The organism is Micromonospora sp. MH33 (genome assembly GCF_003013775.1).
Lineage (GTDB): Bacteria > Actinomycetota > Actinomycetes > Mycobacteriales > Micromonosporaceae > Micromonospora > Micromonospora fulviviridis.
This window is the reverse complement of record NZ_MUYZ01000066.1, coordinates 1-26874: the sequence shown is the minus strand read 5'-3', so window position 1 is coordinate 26874 and position 26874 is coordinate 1. Positions and strand designations below refer to the sequence as shown.

Sequence of the window (26874 nt, the reverse complement as noted above, 5' to 3'; positions counted from 1 at the left end):
TACACGCGATGACCCACCCGGTCACCGCAACCCTGAAAACCAGCTAACCAACTCTCCATCAAACCCGGGGCTTGACACTCCCGACTTTCGTTCCCACGGGGACGGTCAGCAGATCCTGGTCGTCGGGCACAAGCTGTCCGACCCTGGCAAATCCCGGCGTCCTGAGCACAGCCGTTGACACGTCGAATGCTGCGCCACCCACGCGGCCGTGCCTCCTCGAATCCGACGGCGACTCTATCCGGCGCATTGCGTCCGCTTTCATGCGCCTGCTGCCAAGAATTCCAGGGCACGCGCCGCCCGTCGACCGCTCAGTACGGTGGACCCAGCACCTGAACGGCCGCTGCGAGCAGACCACGACGTTCCTGGGACTGGCGAGGCTGGACGCAGGCCGCGGCCGACGTCGCCGGCTGCGAGGGACCCAAGCAAATGGGTTATTGCCTTGAGCTGCCTGGTTCCTGGTCAGGGCCAGGTCGGTGGCTTGGCGTCTTGCTGTCGCCCCCTCGGGCGGTCTCCTCCACTCGCAGAAGGTTGTCGATGATTACGGCGATGCCGTCTTGGGCGGCGGGTGAGAGCTTGGTGATAGATCGCGCCATTACACGGACGCGTCGGCTGTGTTCTTCGGGTTCTTCTTGGTCGCCGAGTAGGTAGCCGGCGGGCACGTCGAAGAACTGGGCGAGCGCGCGGAGCGTGGATGCTTTGGGGTTGATTCGGGGTGCGCGCAGCAGGTTGCGGATGCCTTCGGCGGTGATGCGGTGGCCTGCCTTGGTGAGTTCCCGGGCAACCTCGGCCTCTGTGTAAGGTGGCCGACCTTCGGTGCTGGCCTCGAAGAGGGTTCGGAGCCTCGTTTGGATCAGGTTTGAGGCTGCGGCCTCGGCCTGGTCGGCTGGTGTGTCTTTCATGGAGTCCCCCAACTCCAACCACAGTTGGCCACAACAAAAACTGCGGTTGACGCCCTTCTGTGACCTGTGCTTAGCTCTCGGTATCGCTCGCAACTGCGGTTCGGTTGAACCCGAACTGGAGTTGCCTGGAGCGTAGCGGATCGGGTCGCCGTACGCGAGATGGCATCCCGGCACGCGGGCGGCGACGTAGGAGGGGACGCGTCGTCGCTGTAGGGCCTGCTTCGTCTGGTCAGCGTCCAGGTCGTGACAGTAACGGGGGACCGGCCGCGCCGATGTCGACGTCGGTCAGTGCTGTGCGGCAAGCCTTACGGGGAGGCGGACGTGCAAGGTCCATCGGACGAGCAGCCCGACCAGCTCGCCGCCCGTGCGCCTTCGGGCGGGCACGGCGGTGGGCAGGGGGAGCCGGCGGCCAGGGAGAGGGCCCTCCCGCCGGCTCCCACCCCCGAACAGATCGCGGCCCGGGCCTTGGCCTCGGTGCCTTCGGGGCCGCGCCTCGTCGGTGAGGCGGCGGTGCGGGAGATCCCGCGGGAGTTCGGTGCCGGCAGGCGGGTGGAGACGCTGTGGTGGCGGGCGGCGTCGCTGCGGTCGGGCTGTCCACTGGTGTGCGTGTCCTCAGCGGACGGCGGCGTGGGCCGTTCCGTGCTGACCCTCGGGCTCGGCGGGCTGCTGGCCTTGCCGTTCCCGACCCGGTGGTGGCGGTCGACGCAACCTTGCTATTCGGAGGCGGCAAGGAGGCAGTACACCGCACCAACGCCGGCGCCCGGCGTTGACGCCGCAGGGTGGGTGGGGTCATGAATCGCGATCTGGCCAAGCTGACGATGGGCTTGCCTCAGGCGTGGGCGACGTTCCTCACCGATTGGGATCGGTCGCTGCGGTCGGGAAACTACCCATCGACCACGCGCTACAACTACCTGCTGGCCGCTGCTCAACTGGGCCGCTACCTCGCGGGCGACCACCAACGGGAGCCGCACGAGGCGGCACTCACTCCGGCCGCCGTGACGCGGCGGCACGTCGAGGCGTTTCAGGCGTGGATGATCGAGACCCGGTCGCCGGCCACGGCGCTGAACAAGCACAAGGCCCTGCAGCAGTTCTTCAAGTGGCTCACGGTCGACGAGGAGGAGATCGACCAGTCGCCCATGCTGCGGGTTCGGCAGCCCAAGACACAAAGGCAACTCGTACCAATCTTCCAGGACGAGGACACCAAGAAGCTGCTGGATACGTGTGAGGGCAAGGATTTCGTCCATGTCCGTGACAAAGCGATCATCCGGTTGCTGTCCAATACCGGAGCGAGGCTGTCCGAGGCGGCCAACCTGCAACTCGACGACGTCGACCTGTCGCTGGACACGGTGCGCTACCGCGGCAAGGGCGGCAAGGACCGGCGGGTCCGACTTGGACCCAAAACCGCCCGGGCGGTCAGCCGCTACGTGCGCGCCCGCAGCCGCCACAAAGGCTTCGGGCTACCCCATCTGTGGCTAGCGGTACGTGGTGCACAGCCGCTGACCGGCAACGGCATCAAACTGATGCTCAAACGGCGCGGTTTGCGCGCCGGGGTCGATGGCGTGCACGCCCATCGCTGGCGGCACACCTACGCACACGAGTGGAAGCTGGCCGGGGGAGACACCGGCGACCTCATGCTGGTGCTCGGCTGGACATCCGACGACATGCCGCGACACTACGGCGCCAGCGCCGCCGCCGAGCGAGCCCAGCAGGTGCAAGCCCGAATGGGGATCGGTGAACGTGTCTGACCGCGAGAAGAAGCCAGGGAGGCATGGGGGAGAAACGGGCATGACCCCGGAGCAGCGCCGCCGCCGGGCCCGCATCGCCGCACACGCCTCCTGGGCCAACACCACTGATCGTACGGCCCGTACCTCCTCCGGCACCAAGGCGTTCCTCGGCCGGTTTGAGCGCCAGGTCGACCCCGACGGCGCGCTGCCCGAGGACGTCCGAGCCGCCATGGCCAAACACGCGAGGACCGCGTACATGCTGCAACTGGCCGAGCGCTCGGCGGCGGCACGCCGAAGCCGAGCCCAATCGTAGGACCCTTGATTACGTGAGCAAGTCCGGACTGCCGGCACTCCGCGGCTCGCCCTCGGCGGTTTTCGGCTTTCTTGCCGTCTGATACCAGAAGCTTCGCGTTCGGGCTGCCGGGACACACCCGATTTTCGGCTGGGAGTGTGGTCGGCTGAGTTGATGCGTTGCGGTCGATGTATGCCCTAGCGTCAGCGCTCGTGCGATTTCTTCACACCTCGGATTGGCATCTGGGTCGCCATCTGCACGGTCTCAGCCTGCACGATGCGCACCAGGCATTCATCGATCATTTGGTCGAGGTTGCTCGCAGTGAACGGGTCGATGCTGTGCTCATCGCCGGTGACCTCTACGACCGGGCGGTGCCGCCGCCTGATGCGGTCGGTTTGTGGGACCAGGCACAGACCCGGCTCGTGTTGGAGGCCCGGACGCAGGTGGTCGTCATTGCCGGCAACCATGACTCGCCGGCTCGGTTGGGAGTCAGTTCCCGGTTGCTGGAGAGAGCCGGTGTCCACGTGCGAGTGGGCACGGGTGCTGTGGGCGCGCCGGTGCTCGTTGAGGATGAGCACGCGGCGGTCGCGTGCTACCCGGTACCATTTCTCGAACCAGCCTCTGCGGTAACCGACTGGGGACTCGAGGATCGGAGCCATGCTGCGGCCCTTCGTGCCGCGATGGACCGGGTTCGATCGGATCTCGCCGGCCGCCCTGGACATCGGTCTGTCGTCATGGCGCACGCCTTCGTCTTCGGCGGACAGGGTTGCGACACCGAGCGGGACATCAGCGTGGGTGGCGTGCAGCATGTACCCAGTGCGGTCTTCGACGGCGTCGACTACGTGGCGCTCGGCCACTTGCACGGCCGTCAGCGGCTGACCGACGGGTTGCGATACAGCGGCTCACCGTTGGCTTTCAGCTTTTCCGAGGCCGCCCACGTCAAGTCGTCCTACCTTGTGGACCTCGACGCTGACGGGCTGCGCCGCGTCGAGGAGATCCCTGCCCCGATACCGAGGCGGATGGCCCGGCTCACCGGCAGCGTTGAGGAGCTGTTGAACAGCCCTGCCTACAGCGCGTACGAGCATTGCTGGGTCGAGGCGACCCTGACCGACCAGGTACGACCGTTGTCGCCGCATGAGCGGCTCAAACGTCGGTTTCCGCATCTGCTGAAGCTCGTCGTGCCGAGCCTGACCGCCGACGTGGAAAGCCGAGACCTCGCCGACCTTGATCGACTGGCTCCGGTCGAGGTGGCGCTCGACTTCGTGACCGAGGTACGCGGCCGACCCGCCGACGGCGACGAAGTCACGCTGCTGCATCGCACCTTCGACGAGCTGCGCCGCTTGGAGGCGACCCGCTGATGCGACTTCACCGGCTGACCATGACCGCGTTCGGACCGTTTCCTCAAACGGTCAGCGTCGACTTCGAGGCGCTCGCGGCTGACGGCCTGTTCCTGATCCACGGTGACACCGGTGCGGGAAAGACCACGATTCTGGACGGGATCTGCTTCGCCTTGTACGGAGCCGTACCCGGCTCACGCGACGACGCCAGGTCACTGCACTCCCACCACGCCGGCACTGGCCGCGGCCCCCGTGTCGAACTGGACGTCACCCTGACCAACAGGCGACTGTTGATCACTCGTACCCCGGAATGGATCCGCCCCCGTAGGCGCGGTACTGGAACCATGCGCGAAGGCGCACATGTCGAGATCATCGAGCAGCTGCCGGATCAGACTCAGTCGTTCGTCACCCGTGACCATCGGGAAGCCGCTGACCTGATCACGGCGGAGATCGGCCTCGACGTCCACCAGTTCTGTCAGGTAGTCCTGCTGCCCCAAGGCGGGTTCGCCAGATTTCTGCAAGCATCTCCCGAAGACCGGCAAGGGCTCCTGCGGCACCTCTTCGACATCGATATCTTCAATCGGGCCGAGCGTTGGCTGGCCGATCACCGTACGCAACTCGGCCAGCAGGAACGTGCGGCCCTCGGCGCGATCCGCGACCTGACGCAGCGCTTCGCCGAGGTGGTCAAGGTGGAGGTGCCCGCGGATCTCGACAAGCCCGATGCCCTGGTCGAGCTGGACGTGTGGGCTGCCTCGCACCGAGACCAGGTCGGTGATCTGGTGGAAGCCCTGACCCAGAGCGTGGCTGTCGGTGCGGCAGAGGAACAGCGCCTCGACCAGATCCGGCAGGCAGCCGCAACACTCGCCGGACAGCAACGCGAGTACCGTGCGGCGGTCCAGCAGCGCGACGAGTTGACAACGCGCAAGCCTGAGCGTGAACAGTGGAAACGCCAGATCGACCTCGCCCGCGCCGCAATGGCGCTGAAGCCGTACCTCGACCAGGTCGACCGCCGACAGGACCACCTTAACCGGCTCCGCCGGCAGGCGATCGAACACCTCCAATCCCTGCCCGTCGACGTAGCGGTGCTGCCGGACCATACCGCGTCGCCTGACCCGGACAGTTGGGACGCCGTCGACGTAGCCGACCTCGATCTCGATGCGTTGACCCACGCGGAGCAGACCCGTACCGCACAACTTCACGCGGCCGAAGGCGCGACCGACAGCGAGGCCCGACGGACCAAACTGCTGCGCCAACAGACGACGGTCAGCAAGAAGCTTGAGGATCTGGCCAGCAGAAGAGAAAAGGCCAAAACCCTCCTCGCCGAGCTGCCTGCCCAGCGTGCCGAGGTTGCCGCCCGGCAGGAGCAGTCCCTCGCTGTGGCTGCTGGTCAGGCAGCCGCCGAACTATTGCTGGCCGAGGCGCAGAAGCAGAACAAGGCGTGCAAGCGGCGGGACGACCTTGCCGGGCAACTCACGACCGCCGAGGAGGAACGGCGTGCTGCCACCGACCGACATCAGGCCGCAGAGGCCCGGCACCTTGACGTACGGCAGCGCCGACTGGCCGGCATGGCCGCAGAACTCGCCGGTGAGCTGCGGCCTGGACAGCCCTGCGGAGTCTGTGGCTCCCCGGAACACCCCGATCCCGCCCGGGCTGCGGCCGACGCCGTCTCTGCCGCTGACGAGGAACTGGCCGAGGCTGAGGCGGGCGAGCGGCTCAATGAACGCCGGAGTGCCGAGATCACCGTCGAGCGCATCAATGCCCAACTCAAGGAAGTCACCGAAGCGGTCGGCGACCTGACGGCAGCCCAGGCGATATCGAAGGTCACCGAGGCACGCAAGGCGGTCCGGGCTGCGACCGAGGCAGCGAAACTGGCTGAGGAACTCGGCGCCCAACTGGAAACCCTCGACGTGCTGCTGGCCGATCAACACCGCGAGGCCGCCGAGATCGACCGCGATGAGGCAGCGGCGACCACCCAACAGACCGCCCTGGCCGAGCAGATCACCGAACTCACCGAAACCATCGACGCCATCCGCGGCGAGGACAAAAGCCTGCGGCTACGGATGACTCGACTGGCCCGGGAACTCGCTGAGATCAAGGCCGCAGCGAACAGCCTGCGGGAGTGGCGACAGGCAGCAAAGGAACTCACCGAGGCCCACCGTGAGGCGCACCACCACCTGCACCTGTCGGAGTTCGCCGACGCCATGGCAGCACGTAGCGCAGCCCTGGCCAACCCCGAGCTGGTCGAACTGCAGGAACGAATCGACGCCTTCGACAGCGAGTACAACAAGATCGCAGGACGAGTGCAGGACCCCACCCTGCTCGCGGCCGCACACGAACCACCACCAGACGTCGAGGGCAGCGAACAGGCCTACCAAACCGCAAGGCAACGTGCTACCGAACTGCATGCCCAGCACGGCCTTGCCGTCAGGCAACACGACCGACTGAAGCAACTGGGCCCCGACCTCATCAACGCCCTCGCCCAATGGAAGCCCATCCGCGCGGAGTACGAGATCGCCAACCGGCTCGCCCAACTCGTCGAGGGCAAGAGCACCGACAGCAATACCCGGATGACCCTCTCCACGTATGTGCTGACCCACCGGTTCCGGCACGTCGTGACGGCCGCGAACACCCGCCTCGGGCAGGTCACCTACAACCGCTACCTGCTGCGCCACGTCACCGAGTCAGACACAGGCCGCCGCGCCGGGCGAAACGGGCTCGGCCTATCCGTCATCGATGCGTGGACTGGCCAGGAGCGCCGCCCGGCCACGCTCTCCGGCGGGGAAACCTTCCTGGTCTCGCTGTGTCTTGCCCTCGGCCTCAGCGATGTCGTCCTGGCCGAGGCAGGCGGCACCCAACTCGGCAGCCTGTTCGTCGACGAGGGCTTCGGCAGTCTCGATCAAGAGGTGCTCGATCAGGTGCTCGATGCGCTCGACGCCCTGCGCTCCGGTGGCCGGACCGTCGGACTGGTCAGCCACGTCGCGGAACTGCGCAGGCGCATTCCATCGCGCCTACACGTGCGCAAGACAGCCACCGGCTCATCCCTGGTCGTCGAGGCTCAGGGGGTGCTCGACTGAGATCGTCGCTGCGACGCTGTTCCGCCCGGTCGCGGTCAGCCACCAGGTTCGAGCAGCGCGTTGGAGGGGGTGGGAGGCAAGTCACTGCGCGCTGCTTGTCGGCAAGAGTTGGTCGGTGCTTGTCGAGGCAGTGGTGCGACGACTCCTTTACTCGGCCGGTTTATGCTTCAGGCGACCTGGGCAAACGTGCGTGAGCATGCCGCTGGGCCACCGGACTACCGGGGGTCAAGGGGTCGTCGGTTCGAATCCGGCCGTCCCGACGCAGGTCAGAGGGCCGATCCGGGATTCGGATTGGCCCTCCTTGGTGTTCTGGGGACCAAGATCGGTCAAGTTGGCTCCAAGTAGCGCTCCTTGACCGTCGGTCAAGGGCTCGTCGGTTCGAATCCGGCCGTCCCGACAGTGAGAGGGTTTCCGCAGGTCAGCGACTTGCGGGAGCCCGATTTTATTGCTTGGCATGGATGCCCGGTCTAGCACGCCGCTGTTGGACTCCTTGACTCGGGCGCGTTGTCATGCCATTACTGGATCTTCAGAAGCTCACCGTCGGACTGTCCCGGACCTGGGCCGGGTTTCTCCGGGACTGGGACCGGTCGCTGCGGGCCGGGAACTACCCGCAGACCACCCGCTACAACTACCTGCTCGCCGCCGCACAACATGGACGACGATCTTGGTGCGGCCGTGGCGGTGTCGCATCAGGTGGGCGAGTTTGCGTTCGATCCTCGACCGGGTGGCCCGGTAGTCGGCCCGCCGGGCGGGGTCGGTGCTGGTGGCCCGGGCTCGGGCCAGCAACCGTTCGTGGCGGCCGACCGCGACCTTCCGGCCGGATTTCGACGTGGTGCACCGCGCGGCCAGGGGGCAGGTGGCGCAGGCGGTGCCGAAGTCGGCGGTGCCGTCACCGGCACGGTTCCGGCGGATCGGCACGGTGGTCTGGTTCGGGCAGGTCACCGTGCCGGCGTCGAGTTCGATGCCGAAGGCGTCTTTGGTGAACCGGCCGCCCGCGTTGGTCGCCGGCTGGGTTTTGACCGTGGCCTCGATACCGGTGTCGTCCAGCTTCTCGAGGAACTCCGCAGCACCGTAGGCGGCATCACCGTAGACGGCTGACCGGTCCTGACCGCCGTCCTGCCCGCTCTGGCCGTCCTGCCCGTCGGTGTCGGGCAGCAGGTCGATGATCGGGTCGGCGGCGGTCTGCGCGTCGCCCTGGTTGCCCGCGCTCACCTCGGTCGCGCTGATGATCTCGCTGTCCGGGTCGGCGGCGATGTGGCCCTTGTACCCGTCGAAACCCCGCGCCGAGGTCTTGTGCCCGTGCCGGGCCTGCGGATCCACCGTGGAGATCACCCGATCGGCCCAACACCACCCAGGCCCCAACCCCAAACACCTCACTTAACACCAGCCACCTAGATCGACTTGTTCGTTGACGTGTCTGCCTGAGCCGAATGTGTGGGGACATACCACCGGACTGTGGTGCCCGAGCACGTTGATTCGGTGCAGCACCAGGAGCAGCATTCCTTGCGTCGCAGAGAACGACGCCGCAGAGAGGCAATTATGAGCGAACCCATTTCTCCGAACGGCCCGGTGAAAGTAGCCATTACGGTGGATGACTTCCTGCAGTGGAAGATGGTGCCGTTTCCGACCGGGTACAGCGCTGAGCGCGTGGTGTCGTCATTGACCTCGGCATTCGCTGATTTCGGGATCACCGATTGCTATGCGTTCTTCAGCACGGGTCCAATGGAGGAGGATCCGAGTCTGCGCGAGCAAGTCGAAGCGTGGTGTGCGGCAGGGCACCACGTCGGAAACCATACGCACAATCACGCCAGCCCCGATTGGGTACCGGCCAGTGCATTCACTGCAGACATCAAACTCTCCGAGGACTATATCGGCAGCTTCATCGAGGCGGCTCCGGTGAAGTACTTCCGGTATCCGATGGACATGTGGGGCGCCGAGGCCGACAAGGTTGCCGACATTCACCACTTCTTGGCCAAGGAGAACTACATCCCGGCGCCGGTCAGCTACTGGTTCTATGACGCTCAGTTCGTTGCGCCGTACTGGCGGGCAGTCGAGAGCGCGGACTCCGACGCGGCCGCTTGGCTGGTCCGGACTTACGCAGAAACGGCGGTCGACCAGCTCCGGCGCCACGCGGCGGTTTCTCGTGAGATGTTCGGCCGCGACCCGATCTTCATCTCGGTTTTTCACGGTACGGCTGTTACGTCCGATTCGGTGCGCCCGATGCTTGAGGCTCTGGTCGCGGCCGGAGTCGAGTTCGTATCGCTCGAGGAAGGGATGCGGGATCCGTTGAACGCGCTCCCAGCACCAATGCACACCCGCCTCTTCCGAAACAGCACCCAGAAGTGGGCCGACCACCTCGGTGTCTCCTTCGAGGGGACTCCGCCGTTGGAGACGTTGTCCAGGATGGAGGAGGTCAGTCCGCGCGAGGGGATGTCCTACGAGGATGTCTTCGGCGCGATGCGCAACCACGCCGCTAAGGAAGTTGGCGGCACAGTTGCTGGCGGCGAGTTCGACTGGCAGAGCGCGGTGCGGCCGATCCATGACTGACCGGCCAGCACACCCGTTCGTTGCGCCCCCTGACCGGGTCGCTGTCGTGATGGCTGCATCAGGTGCAGCCATGACCTATCGTGAGCTCGCCGACGACTCGGCTCGGTTGGCCAATGTTCTCCAAGGAGCCAACCTTCCCGAGGGTAGTCCGATCGCGATCCTCTTGGGGAACTGCCCGGAGTACTTCGTGGCGTACTGGGGCATCCTCCGAGCCGGCCACCGCGTCACGACGCTCAGTACTCAACTGACACCAGATGAAGCCGCCTACATCGTGGGGGACTGCCGTGCGAGCGGCGTAATTGTCGGCACGGACTTCGAAGGCACAGCGGCGAGGCTCGCCGAGATTGACCACCTGAAACTCAGGCTGGCAGTAGGGACGGGGCTGGTCGATGGGTACCGGAACATGCGGGAGGCCCTTGCCGGGGTCTCGACTGAACGCCCGGACCGGGAGCGGCTAGGGAACGAGCTGCTCTACTCGTCGGGCACTACCGGGGCTCCCAAGGGTATCTGGCGGCCGATCGATCCGAACGCAGCCATCGACGAGCGGACGTTCTCCTTGGCATCGGTGTATGAGACGGAATTTGGCTTCGAGGACGGCGATGTCTACCTGAGTCCGGCGCCGCTGTACCACGCAAGCCCGCTGCGGTTCTGCGTCGCGACGCACGTGCTGGGCGGCACGGTGGTGGTACAGGAGAAGTTCGACGCCGAGGGAGCACTCAAGGCGATCGAGCAGCATCAGGTGACTCACAGCCAGTGGGTCCCGACGATGTTCGTCCGAATGCTGCAGCTGCCCTCAGAAGTTCGGCACGCTTACGATCTTTCGTCGTTGCGCGTGGCCGTTCACTCGGCTGCACCCTGCCCGGACGCAACCAAGCGTGCGATGGTGTCATGGTGGGGCCCGATCCTTTGGGACTTCTACGGCGCCTCGGAAGCCATCGGTCGGGCGTTCCTCGACCCGCAGGAATGGTCCGAGCGACCAGGATCGGTAGGGCGACCTGATCCGGAGCTGGTGCGGATCTGCGACGAGAGTGGTGCCGCACTCGAAGCTGGCCGGGTCGGAACGATCTACTTCAAGTGCGTGCGCCCCTTCGAGTACTTCGGTGACCCGGAAAAGACCGCTCGTTCCCGTCACCCAGAGGATCCGGAGTGGGTCACCGTTGGGGATGTTGGGCGATTGGACTCCGACGGGTACCTCTATCTCGCCGATCGGCAATCCTTCGTGATTATCTCCGGCGGTGTGAACATCTATCCGCAGGAGGTCGAGAACGCGCTGGTTGGCCATCGCAAAGTGGCTGACGCAGTGGTGGTCGGCCGCCCCGACCCCGAGTTCGGCGAGTCCGTCGTGGCCTTCGTAGAGCCGGAGCCGGAGTTCTATGCCGACCCCGAACTGATCGAGGACATTCAAGGTCGGCTCCGTCGGACGTTGGCTCGCTTCAAACACCCCAAGTGGATTGAGGTGGTCCCTGAGGTGCCCAGGACGCCCGGTGGCAAGCCTGATGTGGCCGCACTGCGCGAGCTGGCAAGTCGATTGTCCGCTGCGCCGGCATCCGAGGCGCCGGACGTGGACGGCGGGGCAGCGGCAACAAGTCCCGTCGGGCGGTCGGCCCGGTGGGACAGTGGTCCGATCCTGGTCGATGATCGTGACGGTGTCCGGACAATCACCTTCAATCGTCCTGAGGTTCACAACGCGCAGAATCTCGAGATGTTGCGTGAGTTCGATGCCGCGATCGACGAGGTGGCAGCCGACCGCTCTGTCAGGGTGTTGGTGATCGCGGGCGCGGGGCGGAGCTTCTGCTCGGGCCACGACCTTCGGATGATGGGCGAGGACAAGACCTACTTCAGCAACTTTTCCAAGGTGGAGACTCGCAAGGAGCAGGAGAAGCGTTGGTTCGTCGACCCGGTTGCGAAGCTCCGCCACTTGCCGATACCCACCGTGTGTCGAATCCAAGGTCACTGTTTGGCTGCCGGACTCATGTTTGCGGCGGCGACTGACTTTGTCGTTGCGGGCGAGTCCGCGATATTCGGGTCTCCGATCCTGATGCACATGGGGGTCAACGAGGCCGAGGTCCCCAACTTCGCATCGAAAGTCGGCGAGAGCTGGGCCAAACGGGTGTTCTGGTTGGACGAGCGACTGTCGGCCGAGCAAGCCCGGCAGGCGGGTCTGGTGACATGGGTTGTCCCGGACGATGACCTTGACTCGAAGTTGGCGTGGCTCATCGAGCGGCTCCTGCGTGCGCCTCGCCAAGCGTTGGAACTGTCCAAGGAGAGCCTGCAGTATCTGGCGGACCTCCGGGGGGAGGCGCAGTTCCATACATTCCATTTCATGTCGCACCAGATCAGTCATGCGACTCACGAAGCGGGCGAGATTCTCAACGAGCGTCTAGCCCGCCTGGCAAAGTCCGAATCGGTGATCCCCGACCACGAATCGAGGTCATCTGGTGGCGGTTCCTCTACGTCTAGTGGTCCTTCGGTGAATTGTGAAAAGGGAGAGTAGGCACAGGTATGAGATATGCAAGATCGGCGATCGCCGCTGCGGCGGCGATGGTCCTCCTGACAGCATGCGGTGAGAATGGTCCTTCCGGGAATCGTGGCAGCGATGCTGACGTTGCAGCCGTTGTCGCGCAGGCCAAGAAGGCAACCGAGGCCAACTTCGCCGGCACGGACCGTGAGCTGCCCGAGTCCGGGCCGAAGGCGGTACCCGGCAAGAAGGTCTGGGCGATTGCATGCTCACTCCAAGGTTCTGGATGTGCGCTGCCCGCCAAAGGTGCCGCGGCAGCAGGCAAGCACCTGGGCTGGGATGTGAAGGTAGTCGATGGCAAGCTCGATCCCAAGGTCTACAACCAGCAGATTCGAGCAGCCATCGCGGACAAGGCTGACGCGATCATGCTGTTCTCGGTGGACTGTGCAGCGACAAAGGGAGCCATTTCGGAAGCCAAGGCGGCTGGGGTCGTCGTGTTCGGTGCCAACGCCCTCGATTGCGACGACAAGTTCGCAGGTGGCGGCAAGCGGATGTTTGACGGCTATCTCCCGTGGGGCGAGAAGCTCGACACCTATGGTCAGTTCCTGAGCACGGTGGTCGGACCGGCAATCGCCGACTGGGTGATTGCAGAGACCGACGGTAAAGCCTTTGTGGTGGAGCTGAAGCAGGACGACCTGGCTGTTACGCGCCACGTCGGCGAGTCGTTCCGGGCTCGCATGGCAGAATGTTCGACGTGCACGGTTGAGTCGATCCCGTACACCTCTGGCGACATCTTCAGCGGCAAACTGCAGGGCAAGACTGCGGCCGGGCTCTCGAAGTTCCCGAAGGCCAATGTGGTGATGTCGCCCTTGGATGCCAACATCCCGGTTGGTGTGGGAGCTGCTGTCGAGCAGGCCCGGAAGGCGGGTCGCTCCGACCTCCTGTTGGCCGGCCACGAAGGTAGCCCGTCGTCACTCAAGCTGCTGCGGTCGGGTGTGCAGAACTTCGCAGTCGGTCGACCGATGACCTGGCTGGGCTGGGCTGCCGCCGACTCCTTGAACCGACTGTTCGCCGGCGGGGACGTTGTCGACTCGGGTATCGGTATCAAGTCGATGAACTCCGACAGCGTCCCGGACGTCGAGGAGTACGACGGCAACGCCGGTGCCGACGCCTACCAGCAGAACTACATCAGAATCTGGCAAGGCAAGTAACAGTGCCTCCGAACGACTACATACTGCGGGTCGGTTCTCTGTCGAAGACATACGGCGCATCACGCGCTCTGGCTGAGGTGGACTTCGACGTCGCCCGAGGGAGCGTCCACGCCCTCGCGGGCGGAAATGGGTCCGGCAAATCCACGTTGATCAAGGTGCTCGCTGGAGTCGTCCGGCCGGACCGGGGTGGCCACGTGGCCACCCCGGTCCGGAGCGAGCCGGCCGACCAGATCACGCCGTCGGTCTCCCGGCAGTTGGGGCTTCGGTTCGTTCATCAGGACCTTGGCCTCTTCGAGGACCTGTCGGTAGCGGACAACTTGCTGCCGGTTCTCGCACCGGGGGACAGCACGGCAGGCTTCCTCGGTCGGCAGTCGCTGCGTCAGCGGGCCAGGTCCATCCTCGACCGGTTTGAGCTGGATATCGACGCATCTCGGGACCTGCGTGAGTTGCGGCCTGCCGAGCAGACGCTGGTTGCCATCGCGCGCGCCCTCTCCGACTTCGAGGTGCCGTCCGGCGAGGTCGCGGACGGGGTCTTGTTCCTCGACGAGCCGACGGCTCGTCTTCCGCACGGCGAGGTGAGTGAGTTGTTGGAACGCCTGCGTGGGTACGCCAGCTGCGGGCACAGCATCGTCTTCGTCTCACACCGACTGGACGAGGTACTCGACGTCTGTGATGCGGTCACAGTGCTGCGCGACGGCGTGAAGGTGCTCGATAGCCCGGCGGCAGATCTGGCGCGACCCAAGCTCGTAGAGGCGATCGTCGGCCGACAGGTCGACAGCACGAACGTCCGGGGAGGGAGGGCGGACGCTGAGCATCGAGAGGTACTCTCGGTGTCCGGGCTTCTCGGGGGGCCGCTCCGCGGAGTGGACCTGCAGGTCGGGGCCGGTGAGGTCGTCGGCGTCGCAGGCCTCGTCGGAAGTGGCCGGACCAGTCTGTTGGAAACGGTCGCGGGTTTGCACCCGCACCTTGGCGGCTCGGTGAGGGTTGCCGGTCGAGAACTGTCGGGCGCTGGCTTTCGTACGATGCTGGCCAACGGGGTCGCTTACGTGCCCGAGGATCGCCTTCGTCTGAGCCTGTTCCCGGAAATGTCGGTATCGGACAATATTGTACCCAATGCGCTGCATCGCTACACCCAATCGGGGCTGTTCCGACCACGGAAGGCGAGCCGGGCCGCAGCGCGGGCGCATGCCCAGTACGGCGTCAAGTCGCCTGGCTTGGATGCGCCGGTCTCTGCCCTCTCAGGAGGAAATCAGCAGAAGGTCGTCATCGCGCGCTGGTTGTCGTTATTGCCGCGAGTGCTGCTCCTGGACGAGCCCTCTCAGGGTGTGGATATCGGGGCTCGGGCAGACATCTATCGCTTTATCGGCGCCGCTGCCGAATCGGGCGCTGCGGTTATTGTTGTCAGTTCCGACATCGAGGAACTCCTGGGGCACTGCACACGGATTGTGGGCCTTCACGAAGGCGCCATTTCCTTCAGCAGGCCGACCGAATCACTCGCACGCAGCGAACTCATCAATCTGGTTTACGGGATGAACGAGAAAGTAGACCTCCGATGAACCAACGGACCGAAGTCCCCGGGCACGAGGCATCACGCGTGTCGAAGACGGTTGAAATCCCATCTAGGCAGCTGTCGGGGGCCAAGGCGGCGGTGGTCAACTTCCTGTCCAAATACGCACTCGTCGCCGGCTTGGTGGGCCTGACGCTCTACTTCGCTATCTCTCCGCAAACGTCCGAAACGTTCTCAAGTTGGACGAATGTTCAGACGATCGTGGCCAGCGAATCCGTTGTCGGCATCGTCGCGTTGGCCGCATTGGTCCCCTTGGTGGCGTTCCGCTTCGATCTGTCCTTGGGGGCAAATGTCACAGTGTCGGCGATCGCGACTGCTCACGCCGTCGCTAATTGGGAGGTTCCAACGGCCGTTGGCGTCATCATCGGGATCAGCACTGGGGCATTGATCGGTCTCGTGAACGGTTTGCTGGTGTCGCTCTTCCAAGCCAACTCGCTGGTGATCACGCTGGGCACAGCGACGCTTCTCAGCGGGTTGAGCGCACTATTCTCGGGGTACGACATCATCCTCGGCGTGTCCGACTCCATGACGGACTTCGGGGCGACGTCCTTCCTGGGCATCCCGAAACCAGCATGGTTGCTGCTGATCTGCGTCCTGGCCGTGACGGTGCTGTTGCGGTACACCGTCGTTGGTAGGCAATTTTCCCTCATCGGCTCGAACGAGAAGGCGGCCAAGCTGGTCGGCGTTCCGGTCTCGGGGAGGGTGGCGTTCAGTTTTCTGATCGCTGGTGCTCTTGCCGGGGTTGCCGCAGTGCTATTGGTCTGCCGTACCGGATCGGCTTCGACTGGGATCGGCGAAGGATTCATGCTGCCGGCGTTGGCAGCAGTGTTCCTGGGGTCAACCACGATCAAGCCGGGGAGGTTCACCGTCGCCGGAGCGATCGTCGGCGTCTTCTTTGTTGCGGTTGCTGTCAACGGCTTGACACTCGCCGGCGTCGATGACTGGGTCGAGCCGACCTTCACCGGCGCCGTGGTCGTGGTGGCTGTAGCACTCTCGGCGGTTCTGATGGCCCGGAGTCGTGGTGCACGGCTGTGACGGATGTCAGGAAAGGCACTGGGAGTGAAACTATCGCACTCGTGGTCCAAGGCCACGCCGTTGTTCGATGATGAGCACTTGGTGTCGTCGGCGGGATTGGCGCCGGTGATGGCGCTGGCCGAGCAGGCCGGGCTCTTTGAACTGGTCGGCGGCCGGGTCGGGCTCGGCCCGACCCGGGTCGCCTCGGCGGGGGTGAACCCGGCGGGAAAGGTGTCCTCGATCATCGCGGGGATGGCCGCCGGCGCGGACAGCATCGACGACCTGCAGGTGATCCGCTCCGGGGGATGAAACGGCTGTTCGGCGGGGTGTATGCGCCGGCCACGCTGGGACAGTTCCTCCGCGAGTTCACCCACGGCCACAGCCTGCAGCTGGCCCCGGTAGCGCGGGCGGATTTGGTGAACCTGGTGCAGCGGACCGACCTGCCGCCCCGGATCGAACAGCGGGCGTTCATCGACATCGACTCGCTGCTGCGCCCGGTGTACGGGCACGCCAAGCAGGACGCCAGCTTCGGGCATACCAAGATCACCGGGTAGAGCAGCGGCAGCACCTCCGAGCCCTTCGGCGACTTCCGGGACCACGCGGGCAGGATCGTCGAGGAGAACCGCTTCCGCTGCCCGGTGGCCTCGTCGGCCCGCTTGTCGTTGACCCGCGGCGCGCACACCGGGATCGCGCCCGCCGCCGTGGTCACCTCCCGCGGCTCGTGATGACCGTTGCGGACCACCAGCCGATGGCCGTGCTCGTCGACCTCCTCGCGGAACGCCTTGACGTACGCGGCGACCTCAGCCTCCAACGCCGCGGCCAGCATCTGCCGCGCGCCGTCACGGACGATCTCGTCAAGCAACGACCCACCGGCCGGCTCGTTGGACGCCGCGGCGTCGTGGACTACTTTGAGCATGGGTGCACATTCCCGAGCCGGCGCGCCAACGCCGACCCTGATCAGACTGTTACTGGGCTTCGATCTTGCTCGGGAGGTGCGCCCGCTTCATGTCACCTCGCCGCGAGCCATTTGCAGGTTCTGATCATTGCTCGTCTGGATCTGGAGCAGGGCACGCGTCCTTGGGGCGAAGAAGTCGTTTCCTTGGTCGTCGATGACGACGAAGGCGGGGAAGTTGTCGACCCGGATCTTCCACACGGCCTCCATGCCGAGGTGTTCGTAGTCGATGACTTCGACGCTCTTGATGCAGTCCTGGGCCAGCCGCGCGGCGGGGCCTCCGATGGATCCGAGGTAGAAGCCCCCGTGTCGGCGGCAGGCGTTCGCCACCGTCTGAGACCGATTGCCCTTGGCGAGCATGACCAGCGATCCACCGGCTGCCTGGAACTCCTCCACGTAGGTGTCCATGCGCCCTGCCGTGGTGGGACCGAAGGATCCCGCGGCCATCCCGTTCGGTGTCTTGGCGGGGCCGGCGTAGTAGACGGGGTGGTCGCGTAGATATCCCGGCAGCGGTTCGCCTGCCTTCAAGCGGGCGCTGATCTCGGCGTGCGCGAGGTCGCGCGCGACGACGAGTTCACCAGACAACGACAGTCTGGTTCCAACGGCCAGTCCCGACAGCTTGGCTCGGATCTGGGTCATAGGCGCTGAAACATCCACCGCCACGACCTCCCCGACGAGGTGGGCATCGGTCACCTCGGGCAGGAACCGAGAGGGGTCCTCCTCAAGCTTCTCCAGGAATACGCCCTCGGCCGTGATGCGACCAAGGATCTGCCGATCTGCCGAGCATGAGACCGCGATCGCCACGGGGCAGGAGCCTCCGTGTCGCGGGAGCCGAACTACTCGCACGTCGTGACAGAAGTACTTGCCGCCGAATTGTGCGCCAATGCCGAGTTGGCGAGTGATGGAGAGGAGCTGTTCTTCCAGGTGGAGGTCGCGGAAGCCGTGGCCTGAGGGTGAGCCCGAGGTGGGCAGTGTGTCCAGGTACCGGGCAGAGGCCAGCTTCGCGGTCTTGAGCGCGTACTCGGCGGAGGTGCCGCCAATGACGACTGCCAGATGGTACGGAGGGCAGGCCGCGGTTCCGAGAGCACTGATCCGCTCGGTGAGGAAGGAGAGAAGTCTCTGCTCGTCCAGGAGTGCTCGGGTCTCCTGGAACAGGAAGCTCTTGTTCGCGCTGCCGCCGCCCTTGGCCATGAACAGGAACTCGTAGGTGTCGTGGCCCTCGGCCAGGATCTCGATCTGTGCAGGCAGGTTGTTGCCCGTGTTGACTTCGCGGTAAGTGGTCAGCGGCGCGAGCTGTGAGTAGCGAAGGTTGAGCGTCTTGTAGGCGTGGTGGATGCCCCGGCTGAGATGGCGCGCGTCCCGTCCGTCGGTGAGCACACGGGACCCCCGCTGCCCGAACACGATCGCAGTGCCGGTGTCTTGGCACATCGGCAGGATGCCCTGGGCCGAGATCGCGGCGTTGCGGAGAAGGTCTGTGGCGACGTACTTGTCGTTCGCGCTGGCCTCAGGATCGTCGAGGATGCTCCGCAACTGCTCCAGGTGTGAGGTGCGCAGCTGATGGGAAACGCGGGTGAACGCGACGTCGGCGAGCCGGGTGAGGGTGAGGTCCGACACCTTCAGGAGTGTGTCCCCATAGCGATCGACCACCTCCGGTCGCGGTGCGTCGATGGCGACGAACTCCACCGTATCCTTGCCTCTGGGCAGGATCGGCGTGTAGTCGAAGTCCGGGTCGTCGTAGTCGGGCCTCGTAGCGAGTGGTCCAGGTTCAGTCGCCATCGAACGTCCTGTCGTTCTTGCCGTGCCGGTCCAGGATCGACTGGGCGCGGACGACGACGGGCGCATCCACCATCTGCCCAGCCACGGCCGTCACGCCCTGTGAGGCGTCCAGTACCGCGACGGCCCAGGCGACCTCCTCCTCGGTGGGGAGGAAGGCGACCTGAGTGGGTGCGACCTGGCTGGGATGGACGCAGAGTTTGCCACCAAACCCCAGCTCGCGCGCATGCGTGAGGTCTGCATCGAGCGCCTCGCTCTCGGTCAGGCGCGTGGTGACGCCGTCGATCGGCGCGGGCAGCCCGGCGGCCGCGCTGGCGTAGACCAGCTGGGAGCGAGCGAACTGTAGCGCGGGTTGTGACGCCGGATCCACTCCGATGTTGGCGGCGAAGTCGACGTTGCCGAAGACCAGGCCGGCAACTCCGGTGGCCGCGATCTCGTGGGCAGCCGCGAGCCCGAGCGGAGTCTCGATCAGGGCCAAGGTGGGGGAGTCACACGAGCTCACGAAGCGGCTGACATCGGCCGCGTCCTCACACTTCGGTAGCAGGACGAAGCTGGCACGCCCGGAGACCATGCGCAGGTCCGGTTCATGCCAGGCGGTGCCGACGCCATTGACTCTGACGATGGCTTCGCGCCCGCTAGCCAGCCAAGCCGCGGTGGACTGGCGGGCGCCTTGCTTCGAGGCCTCGGCCACTGCGTCCTCGAGGTCGACGATCACGTGGTCGGCGCCGGCGGCGGACGCCTTCCGGAAGCGGTCAGGTCGATCACCCGGTACGAAGAGGAGAGCTCCGCTCGGCGCGGACGGATCGGTTGTCAAAGACGCCACCTTCGGGACAGGCATGAATCCACGAAGTATGCATGATCTGTTGCTGTCACGCATAGTGTCGGCTAGCGTGGTGGCCACCACAAGGGTCGAGGGAGCATCGAGATGATTGACCTGCAGGGCTGGGTCGCGATCGTGACCGGCGGTGCGAGCGGTATTGGGCAAGCCCCGCGGAGCGGTTGGCCGAGTTCGGGGCCGGTGTCGTGATCGCGGACCCGGATCTCGAGGGCGCCCAGCGGGTGGTCAAGCCGATCGAGGCTGCCGGAGGCAGCGCCGACGTCGTTCGCGACGACGGACGTCACCCAGATCGTTGCCGTTGCGCGGGAGCGGTGCGGCTGCGATGTGCTGTCCTGGAACGCCGAGGCGCCGGTGGTGGCGTGGACCTGCCGTTCGGCGGCTGGAAGGGCAGCGGGGTCGGCCGTGAGAAGGGGTTCGAGCGCCTGGCTGGCTACCGTCAGACCAAGGCCATCGCGGTGGGGACGCCATGACCGGGCTGCCACTGGCCGGCGTCACCGTTGTCTCGTGTGAGCAGGCGGTGGCTGCGCCGTTCGCCACTCGTCAGCTGGCGGACCTCGGGGCACGTGTCATCAAGGTCGAGCGTCCCGGCAGCGGAGACTTCGCGCGAGGCTACGACGAGACGGTTCTTGGCATGTCCAGCCACTTCGTCTGGCTCAACCGCTCGAAGGAGAGCATTGCCCTTGACCTCAAGCAGCCGCCAGCACTGGACGTCATGCACCGGCTCATCGACCGCGCCGACGTGTTCGTCCAGAACCTCGCGCCTGGTGCTGCCGAGCGGCTGGGCCTAGGAGCCGACGCGCTTCGGGCGCGCGATCCGCGGCTCATCACCTGCTCGATCACGGGCTACGGCACCAGTGGGCCCTACCGCCATGCGAAGGCCTACGACCTGCTGATCCAGTCGGAGACCGGACTGGTCTCAGTCACCGGAAGCGACGATGCACCCGCCAAGAGCGGTATCCCAGCGGCCGATATCGGCGCCGGCATGTACGGGTTCGCAGGGATTCTGTCCGCCCTCTATGACCGGGAACGCACAGGCGAGGGCACCAAGCTGGACATCAGCCTCTTCGACTCACTCATCGAGTGGATGGGCTACCCGCTGTACTACACGCGATACGGCGGAGCGGCACCCAGCCGCACCGGCACCAGCCACGCGGCCATCGCTCCGTACGGCACCTACGCCTGCGCCGATGGCCAGAAGTACGTGCTGTCCATCCAGAACGAGCGAGAGTGGAAGGCGTTCTGTGACGTCGTGCTCGACATGCCCGAACTGGCAGAAGACTCGCGCTTTGATACCGGCAGCCGCCGAGTGAGCAATCGCGTCGAGCTCGATACCCTCATCAACCAGCAGCTGTCTCGGATCGACGGGGCCACCTTCGCTGAGCGACTCAACAGTGCACGGATCGCCAACGCGCGACAGCGCGAGGTCGCCGACGTCATCGACCATCCCCAGCTCACCGCGCGCCATCGGTGGCGCGAAATCGGTACGCCTGCCGGCCCCATCCAGGCGACGCTGCCCGCGATCACCGTCGAGGGCCGCGAACCGCGAATGGAACCGATCCCCAGCGTCGGCCAACACACCCACGACCTGCTCGAAGAACTGGGGTACAACGCCGTCGACATCCGTGCTCTCAAGAGGGATGGGACGTTCTGAACAAACACCAGAGCATCGCCGGGCATAATCTGCCCGGATGGTGCCTCATCAAGGCGGACGAAGCGATAACCGTGGTAAACAATGCGACCAAGCGGGACGTGATTGTCGATGGGCTGCGACGGCTCATCGTCTCCGGCGAGCTCGAACGCGGGAGTCGCCTGCCGCAGGACGAGCTCGCCAAAAGGTTCAACAGCAGCATTACCCCGGTGCGCGAGGCGCTGCGCGTCCTAGAGGCAGAAGGTCTCGTCGTATCAGCGCCGCATCGTGGGACCCGGGTTGCAGGGATCGACCTCGACCGGGTGAAGGCCACCTATATCGTGCGTCGTCTGACTGAGAGTTATGCCATGCGTCGTGCCGCCACCCGGTTTAGCCTCCGCGATATCAAGCGGGCACAGGAACTACTTCTCAAGATCGAGGATGCGGCTGCCGCCGGCAACGAGCTTCGCGTCCGACAGGCGAATCGCGACTTTCACTTCTACTTCTATGATCGTAGCGGAATCCCTGGGCTGTCGGATCACCTCGCCTTGCTATGGGCGTCATTCCCGTGGGATCTCGTGATCGGCGCACCCGACCGTGCTGAAGCCTCCAGGAAGGAGCATCACGCCATACTCGAGGCGGTGCGCGCTGGCGATCCGGACAGGGCTGCCGCAGCCGTCGAGACGCACATCGCTCACGGGTTCCTCCCGATCGCTCGCCGCATTAGCGGCGAGGATGTTTTGGATCCATTCGATCCGGACACCGATTGAAGGCGACTGCAAGAGTGGCGGAGACGACAGACCGGTGGAGCTTCTATCGCGAGTGGATAGAAGCTCAGGGCGATGTTGTCTTCGAACGTCTGGTCGATCTGCTCACGGAACGCGTTCCGAGGATGGTGCCCAATGACGTCGATCGGGCGCTACTGAGGGCATCTGTCATGTCACATCTGCCGTCGTTCCGGAGCTTTGGTTTGGTGGCTCGCCCTCGGAGGTGGGCGATACCGAAGCCGGCTCGCGCGCTCGTCATCGCTCAGGCGGACAGCGGCGCACCGCTGGAGTCGCTGCTGATGGCATACGAGATCGGCAAGGTCGAGATCTGGAAGGCGTTCCTGGAAGCCGTGCGGGCGAAGTCCCACGAGGCGCTGTCCGCGGACCTCCGGCTGGCGTTGCTCGAGGTCGTCATGAGCTGGACCTCCGACTACCTCCAGGACATCACCGCGCAGGTCGTCGAGATCTACTCCACGAGAACGGCTCATCTGAGCAACCGCGAGGGTGCCCAAGTCCGGGAAACGCTGGACAATTTCATCGCTGGAGACATTGACGTCGCGCACGCTGAGAAACTCCTCGGATACTCGATCGCCAGCTGTGCCCACGTCGCCTTTGTCGTCGCTACCGCGCCGGACCTTCCGGCCGGTCGATTGGACGCTGCGGTCTCCCATGTTGCGAGCATGCTGGGCGGTCCATTCCTGGCATTGGCCCTGGGTGCCCGGTCGGCGTTGGTGTGGGTCACGGTGCGCGAAGGTTCCTGGACAGCATTCGGGTCACGCCTACCGTCGCGTCCACCCGAGGGGGCCATGGTCGCACTCAGCAGTGAGCAGTATGGCGCCGTCGGGTTCCGACGTGTTCGGGAGGAGGCACTCAGTGCCGCGCCTCTGCTGGAGGCCAATCCATCCGCATCGCCGCTGTGCTTCCCTGATGTCGAGGCCGAGACGCTGGCGCTTCAGGACCACCAGGCAGCGCGACGGTTGGTTCATCGGCAACTCGGCGCTCTACTCCACCAGTGGCCGGCCGGTCTCGATTTGATCCAGACAGTCCAGGTCTTCTTGGAAACCGGAGCCAGCCCGACGCGGACCGCCCGCCAGCTCCACTTGCATCCAAACACGGTGACGCAACGGCTCAAGAAGTTCGAGAAGGTCCGCGGTCGGCCGACCGAAGTCGGAGACCTTCCGCTCTGGCTCGCGCTGAAGCTTGCGCCTATGGTTCGCCTCGACCACGCGGCTGACGACTTCTGACCGGCGAGCTGTACGGAACCTGTCAACCCTTCTGAGACACGTTCTTGAGCAAACTACTGAGCCGGTTCGTCTTGTTCTCGGGCTTGTTGATCCAGGCGGTTTCGGGCAGTTTCGGCGGCTCGAGTGGCTTGCGGACGAACCGCTCGGGGCTGGCCTGGTAGGCGGCGTCCAAGACCCGCCCGCGGGCCTCGCGGATCGCGTGCGCGCGGCCGTAGTGGACGTCGGCGGGAGCATGTAGTCCGATCCCGAATGGCGGTGCTCGTGGGCGTACCAGCGGAAGAACCGGTCCGGTTCGGCTCGATCGAGGACGCTCGGGTGTTCTGCGAACTGCGCCTCAGAGTAGGGGTTGTCATTGGCAGCAGTGCCGCCGGCGTGGGACTTGGTCACGCCCAGGTCGGCGAGCAGGAACGCCACCGGTTTGGAGGCCATCGAGGAGCCGCGCGGTAACCACAGCCACTATGTCGCCCTCCGCTCATGCGCTGGCTTCTTCGGATCTGCCAGGCTGGTCATGACCAGGTCGGCCAGGTGCCGGTACGCCTGTGCGGAGTCAAGTCCGGTGGCCTCCTGAATCGCTCCCCGCTGGATGGAGCCCATCACTTCGGCCACCGCGGCTCCTACGAACGAAGCGTGCACTGGGCGGAGCACACCGGCCTTGACTCCCTGGGTCACCAGGTCTTGGACCCGCCGGGCGGCGTACTGGGTGTTCTCCTGGTACACCTCGTTGGCCGGGCCGAAGTCGGCCAGGTCCGCAAAGAAGGCGGCCGACGCTGGCTGGAGCTCAGACGCCACCGACTCCAGATAGATCGCCAGTTGTTGCGCTGGATCAGCCGACGCTGCGACCCGGGTCTCGATGCGCTCCGCCCCGGTCTTGAAGTACGAGCGCACGGTCGCAACCACGATCTGCTCCTTGCTGGGCGCCACGGCGTACAGGGTGCTCCTCGAACACCGGAACCGTTCGGCCAGATCGCCGATGCTGAACGACGCGAACCCTTCGGCCAGGAACAACTCGCGGAGCTGACCCAACATCTTCTCGCGGCGAGTGCGAAACCTCTCATGCGATGGCATGGCACTGACTCTACGGCAGCGTGATCATGGAGAGTACTGTAGCCGATATTGTAGTACTCATACCCGTACTCAGAGGATGTGCGATGCCAGCATCACGCGTCATGCCGACCAACGAGAGCGCCGATCTGATCGAGGTCGTCCGGAATCTCGCCGACAAGGAACTGGCACCCCGAGCCGCGCGGGCCGAGGCAGACGAGGACTTCCCGCGCGACGTGTTCAAGACGCTCGGCGCGGTAGGCGTCCTCGGCCTGCCCTACCCCGAGGAGCATGGCGGCGGCGGCCAGCCCTACGAGGTGTACGTACAGGTGCTCGAGGAGGTCGCGAGAGTCTGGTCCAGCGTCGCCGTGGGCACGAGCGTGCACGCCCTATCCTGCTTCGGGCTGGTCAACTACGGCACCGAACGGCAGCGGCAAGCCTGGCTGCCCGACATGCTCGGCGGACACCTGCTCGGCGCCTACTGCCTCAGCGAGCCGCACGCCGGCTCCGATCCCGCCGCCATCACCACCCGCGCCGTCCGCGACGGCGACGACTACGTACTCACCGGCGCGAAGGCTTGGACCACTCACGGTGGACACGCTGACTTCTACCAGGTTATAGCGCGCACGTCGGATGAGCGCACCGACATCTCCTGCTTCCTGGTCCCCGCGGAGACAGAGGGCCTGAGCGCGGACCCACCGGAGCGCAAGATGGGCCTCACTGGATCGGTGACCGCCACGGTGCGCCTGGACAATGTGCGGATTCCCGCCAGCCGCAGAATCGGTGCCGAGGGCGGCGGTCTCAAGATCGCGCTAGCCGCGCTCGACTCCGGCCGGCTAGGCATCGCCGCCATCGCCACCGGCCTGGCCCAAGGCGCCCTTGACGAGGCCGTGGCTTATGCCAAGAGTCGCACCACGTTCGGGAAGCCGATCGTCGAACACCAGGGCCTGGCGTTCCTGCTCGCCGACATGGAGGCAGCCGTCCAGACCGCCCGCGCGATGACCCTGCACGCCGCCCGCCTGAAAGACCAGGGCCTGCCCTTCAGTCGTGAAGCGTCCATCGCCAAGATGGTCGCCACCGACAACGCCATGCGGGTCACGACCGACGCCGTACAGGTCTTCGGCGGCTACGGCTACACCCGGGACTTCCCGGTCGAACGCTTTATGCGCGAAGCCAAGGTCATGCAGATCCTCGAAGGGACAAACCAGATCCAACGGATGGTCATCAGCCGCGCGCTTGCCCGCGGCACCACCGCGACGATCACCACCGTCAACAGGGAGAAGCACTGATGCAGGTAGCCGACACCGCAGCCATCGTCACCGGCGGGGCCTCCGGACTGGGCGCCGCGACCGCCGAAGCGCTGGCAAACAAGGGCGCGCGGGTCTTCGCACTCGACCTCAAGCAGAGCATCGACAAGGCCAACCGGATCGCCGGCGTGGAATACGTCGCCACCGACGTCACCAACCCCGATGGGGTTCGAGCCGCCATCGCGACCGCCCGCGCCGGTTCCCCGTTGCGCACGGTCGTCAACTGCGCGGGCATCGGCCCATCCATGCGAATCCTCGGCAAGAATGGCGTCCACGACCTCGACCTCTACGCGCGCGTCGTGCAGATCAACCTCATCGGGTCCTTCAATGTCCTCGCACTCGCCGCCGAAGCCATCGCCCGGACCGAGCCCGACGAGAACGGGCAGCGCGGCGTCATCATCAACACCGCCTCGGTCGCCGCCTACGAGGGCCAGGTCGGCCAGGCCGCGTACTCGTCGTCCAAGGGCGGCATCGTGGGCCTCAGCCTTCCCGCCGCGCGCGACCTGGCCCAGTACGGCATCCGGGTCAACACCATCGCGCCGGGCATCGTCGAAACCCCGATGCTGGCAACCGTCTCCGAGGAGTTCCGCAAGAGTCTCGCTGCCGGCGTGCCGTTCCCTCGGCGCCTCGCCCGGCCCGACGAGTACGCCCAACTTGCGCTCGCGATCATCCACCACGACTACCTCAACGGCGAGGTCATCCGCATGGACGGCGCCCTCCGGATGGCACCACGCTGACCCCGCCTACCAACCGCCAAAGGGAGCAACCGTGACCAGCGAGGCAGTCATCGTCGAAGCCGTGCGCACCCGATCGGCAAGCGCGGCGGGAGCCTGTCCGGCGTCCACCCCGCCGACCTGTCCGCCACTGTGCTGAACGCGCTCAGCGACGGGGCCGGGATCGACCCAGCCGTCATCGACGACGTGATCTGGGGGTGCGTAGGCCAGGCCGGGGAACAGTCGTTAGACATCGCACGTACCTCGTCCTGTCGGCCGGATGGCCGGAGCACATCCCGGGCGTCACCATCGACCGGCAGTGCGGGTCAATCGCAGCAGGCCGTTTCCTTCGCTGCTGCCGAAGTAGTAGCTGCAGTACGCGGGTCGACGATCTGGTGCTGTCGTTGTCGGTTAGGCCGTGTTTGGTAAGGGGTCGGCGGGTGGTGAGGTGCCGGCGTGGCGGTGATCGATAAAGGCTGAGGTCTCCGG

The 26874-nt window shown here is 65.6% G+C and carries 22 protein-coding genes and 2 pseudogenes; 18 read left to right on the top strand and 6 right to left on the bottom strand.

Translation table 11 applies throughout. From position 1 onward, the window contains the following. Positions 1 to 431: 431 nt before the first annotated feature. The gene (locus tag B0E53_RS13355) at positions 432 to 899 is read right to left on the bottom strand and encodes a hypothetical protein (RefSeq protein ID WP_246835384.1); all 468 of its coding nucleotides are present in this window, start codon (positions 897 to 899) and stop codon (positions 432 to 434) included. Between the two features lie 791 nt (positions 900 to 1690). Here B0E53_RS13355 and B0E53_RS13345 point away from each other — a divergent pair. The 4 genes from B0E53_RS13345 (at position 1691) to B0E53_RS13330 (ending at position 7326) form a co-directional block, all read left to right on the top strand. Next, the gene (locus B0E53_RS13345) at positions 1691 to 2644 is read left to right on the top strand and encodes a tyrosine-type recombinase/integrase (RefSeq protein WP_107076364.1); all 954 of its coding nucleotides are present in this window, start codon (positions 1691 to 1693) and stop codon (positions 2642 to 2644) included. Between the two features lie 40 nt (positions 2645 to 2684). Beyond that, the gene (locus B0E53_RS13340) at positions 2685 to 2936 is read left to right on the top strand and encodes a hypothetical protein (protein ID WP_107076361.1); all 252 of its coding nucleotides are present in this window, start codon (positions 2685 to 2687) and stop codon (positions 2934 to 2936) included. 191 nt (positions 2937 to 3127) lie between these two features. Beyond that, entirely contained in the window at positions 3128 to 4273 is a 1146-nt protein-coding gene (locus B0E53_RS13335; RefSeq protein ID WP_107076363.1) for an exonuclease SbcCD subunit D, read from the top strand. Then, entirely contained in the window at positions 4273 to 7326 is a 3054-nt protein-coding gene (locus tag B0E53_RS13330) for an SMC family ATPase (protein WP_107076360.1), read from the top strand. The genes B0E53_RS13335 and B0E53_RS13330 overlap by 1 nt, the downstream gene beginning before the upstream one ends. A gap of 534 nt (positions 7327 to 7860) precedes the next feature. On the opposite strand, the gene B0E53_RS13325 is transcribed toward B0E53_RS13330, so the two are convergent. Beyond that, entirely contained in the window at positions 7861 to 8658 is a 798-nt protein-coding gene (locus tag B0E53_RS13325) for a transposase (RefSeq protein ID WP_168215312.1), read from the bottom strand. A gap of 207 nt (positions 8659 to 8865) precedes the next feature. Between B0E53_RS13325 and B0E53_RS13320 the strand changes: the two genes are divergently transcribed. The 7 genes from B0E53_RS13320 to B0E53_RS38645 all read left to right on the top strand — a co-directional run bounded on the left by B0E53_RS13320 (position 8866) and on the right by B0E53_RS38645 (position 16677). Further along, the gene (locus B0E53_RS13320) at positions 8866 to 9873 is read left to right on the top strand and encodes a polysaccharide deacetylase family protein (protein ID WP_107076358.1); all 1008 of its coding nucleotides are present in this window, start codon (positions 8866 to 8868) and stop codon (positions 9871 to 9873) included. Beyond that, entirely contained in the window at positions 9770 to 12367 is a 2598-nt protein-coding gene (locus tag B0E53_RS13315) for an AMP-binding protein (protein ID WP_348639659.1), read from the top strand. Before B0E53_RS13320 ends, B0E53_RS13315 begins: the two co-directional genes overlap by 104 nt. An 8-nt stretch (positions 12368 to 12375) precedes the next feature. Further along, on the top strand, positions 12376 to 13542 hold the full coding sequence (locus B0E53_RS13310) for a substrate-binding domain-containing protein (RefSeq protein WP_107076356.1): 1167 nt from the start codon (positions 12376 to 12378) through the stop codon (positions 13540 to 13542). Positions 13543 to 13619: 77 nt separating this feature from the next. Beyond that, positions 13620 to 15098, top strand: coding sequence for a sugar ABC transporter ATP-binding protein (locus B0E53_RS13305; RefSeq protein ID WP_146167663.1), 1479 nt, complete (start codon positions 13620 to 13622; stop codon positions 15096 to 15098). Between the two features lie 38 nt (positions 15099 to 15136). Beyond that, positions 15137 to 16144, top strand: coding sequence for an ABC transporter permease (locus B0E53_RS13300; protein WP_168215311.1), 1008 nt, complete (start codon positions 15137 to 15139; stop codon positions 16142 to 16144). 81 nt (positions 16145 to 16225) lie between these two features. Beyond that, positions 16226 to 16432, top strand: a complete 207-nt coding sequence (locus B0E53_RS38650) for a hypothetical protein (RefSeq protein WP_210406051.1) — start codon at positions 16226 to 16228, stop codon at positions 16430 to 16432. Then, positions 16429 to 16677 carry a hypothetical protein gene (locus B0E53_RS38645; protein ID WP_210406052.1) on the top strand — a complete coding sequence of 83 codons (249 nt, stop codon included), beginning with the start codon at positions 16429 to 16431 and terminating at the stop codon, positions 16675 to 16677. Before B0E53_RS38650 ends, B0E53_RS38645 begins: the two co-directional genes overlap by 4 nt. A gap of 449 nt (positions 16678 to 17126) precedes the next feature. Here B0E53_RS38645 and B0E53_RS13285 read toward each other — a convergent pair whose 3' ends face one another. Then, a complete protein-coding gene (locus B0E53_RS13285) occupies positions 17127 to 18851 on the bottom strand; it encodes a FumA C-terminus/TtdB family hydratase beta subunit (RefSeq protein WP_107076353.1) in 1725 nt (574 codons plus the stop codon). Continuing rightward, positions 18841 to 19662, bottom strand: coding sequence for a CoA ester lyase (locus B0E53_RS13280; RefSeq protein WP_246835382.1), 822 nt, complete (start codon positions 19660 to 19662; stop codon positions 18841 to 18843). Before B0E53_RS13280 ends, B0E53_RS13285 begins: the two co-directional genes overlap by 11 nt. Before the next feature lie 185 nt (positions 19663 to 19847). Between B0E53_RS13280 and B0E53_RS38640 the strand changes: the two genes are divergently transcribed. The 4 genes from B0E53_RS38640 (at position 19848) to B0E53_RS13260 (ending at position 23324) form a co-directional block, all read left to right on the top strand. Continuing rightward, positions 19848 to 20156: a hypothetical protein gene (locus B0E53_RS38640; RefSeq protein WP_107076351.1), complete on the top strand. Its 309-nt coding sequence runs from the start codon at positions 19848 to 19850 to the stop codon at positions 20154 to 20156. Further along, positions 20153 to 21337, top strand: coding sequence for a CaiB/BaiF CoA-transferase family protein (locus tag B0E53_RS13270; RefSeq protein WP_107076350.1), 1185 nt, complete (start codon positions 20153 to 20155; stop codon positions 21335 to 21337). The genes B0E53_RS38640 and B0E53_RS13270 overlap by 4 nt, the downstream gene beginning before the upstream one ends. Before the next feature lie 71 nt (positions 21338 to 21408). Continuing rightward, the gene (locus tag B0E53_RS13265) at positions 21409 to 22083 is read left to right on the top strand and encodes a GntR family transcriptional regulator (RefSeq protein WP_168215310.1); all 675 of its coding nucleotides are present in this window, start codon (positions 21409 to 21411) and stop codon (positions 22081 to 22083) included. A gap of 14 nt (positions 22084 to 22097) precedes the next feature. Then, positions 22098 to 23324: a helix-turn-helix domain-containing protein gene (locus B0E53_RS13260; protein ID WP_107076348.1), complete on the top strand. Its 1227-nt coding sequence runs from the start codon at positions 22098 to 22100 to the stop codon at positions 23322 to 23324. Positions 23325 to 23346: 22 nt separating this feature from the next. On the opposite strand, the pseudogene B0E53_RS39340 reads toward B0E53_RS13260, so the two are convergent. Continuing rightward, positions 23347 to 23765, bottom strand: a pseudogene (locus B0E53_RS39340) (IS3 family transposase); the annotation flags it as partial. 15 nt (positions 23766 to 23780) lie between these two features. Then, positions 23781 to 24389 (bottom strand): TetR/AcrR family transcriptional regulator, encoded by a 609-nt coding sequence (locus B0E53_RS13255; RefSeq protein ID WP_107076347.1) that lies wholly within the window; start codon positions 24387 to 24389, stop codon positions 23781 to 23783. Between the two features lie 83 nt (positions 24390 to 24472). On the opposite strand from B0E53_RS13255, the gene B0E53_RS13250 reads away from it, so the two are divergent. The 3 genes and pseudogenes from B0E53_RS13250 to B0E53_RS13240 form a co-directional block, all read left to right on the top strand. After that, positions 24473 to 25654 (top strand): acyl-CoA dehydrogenase family protein, encoded by a 1182-nt coding sequence (locus B0E53_RS13250; RefSeq protein WP_107076346.1) that lies wholly within the window; start codon positions 24473 to 24475, stop codon positions 25652 to 25654. Beyond that, positions 25654 to 26409 (top strand): SDR family NAD(P)-dependent oxidoreductase, encoded by a 756-nt coding sequence (locus B0E53_RS13245; protein WP_107076345.1) that lies wholly within the window; start codon positions 25654 to 25656, stop codon positions 26407 to 26409. Before B0E53_RS13250 ends, B0E53_RS13245 begins: the two co-directional genes overlap by 1 nt. A gap of 31 nt (positions 26410 to 26440) precedes the next feature. Next, positions 26441 to 26757: pseudogene (locus tag B0E53_RS13240) on the top strand (acetyl-CoA C-acetyltransferase); the annotation flags it as partial. Between the last annotated feature and the right edge of the window lie 117 nt (positions 26758 to 26874).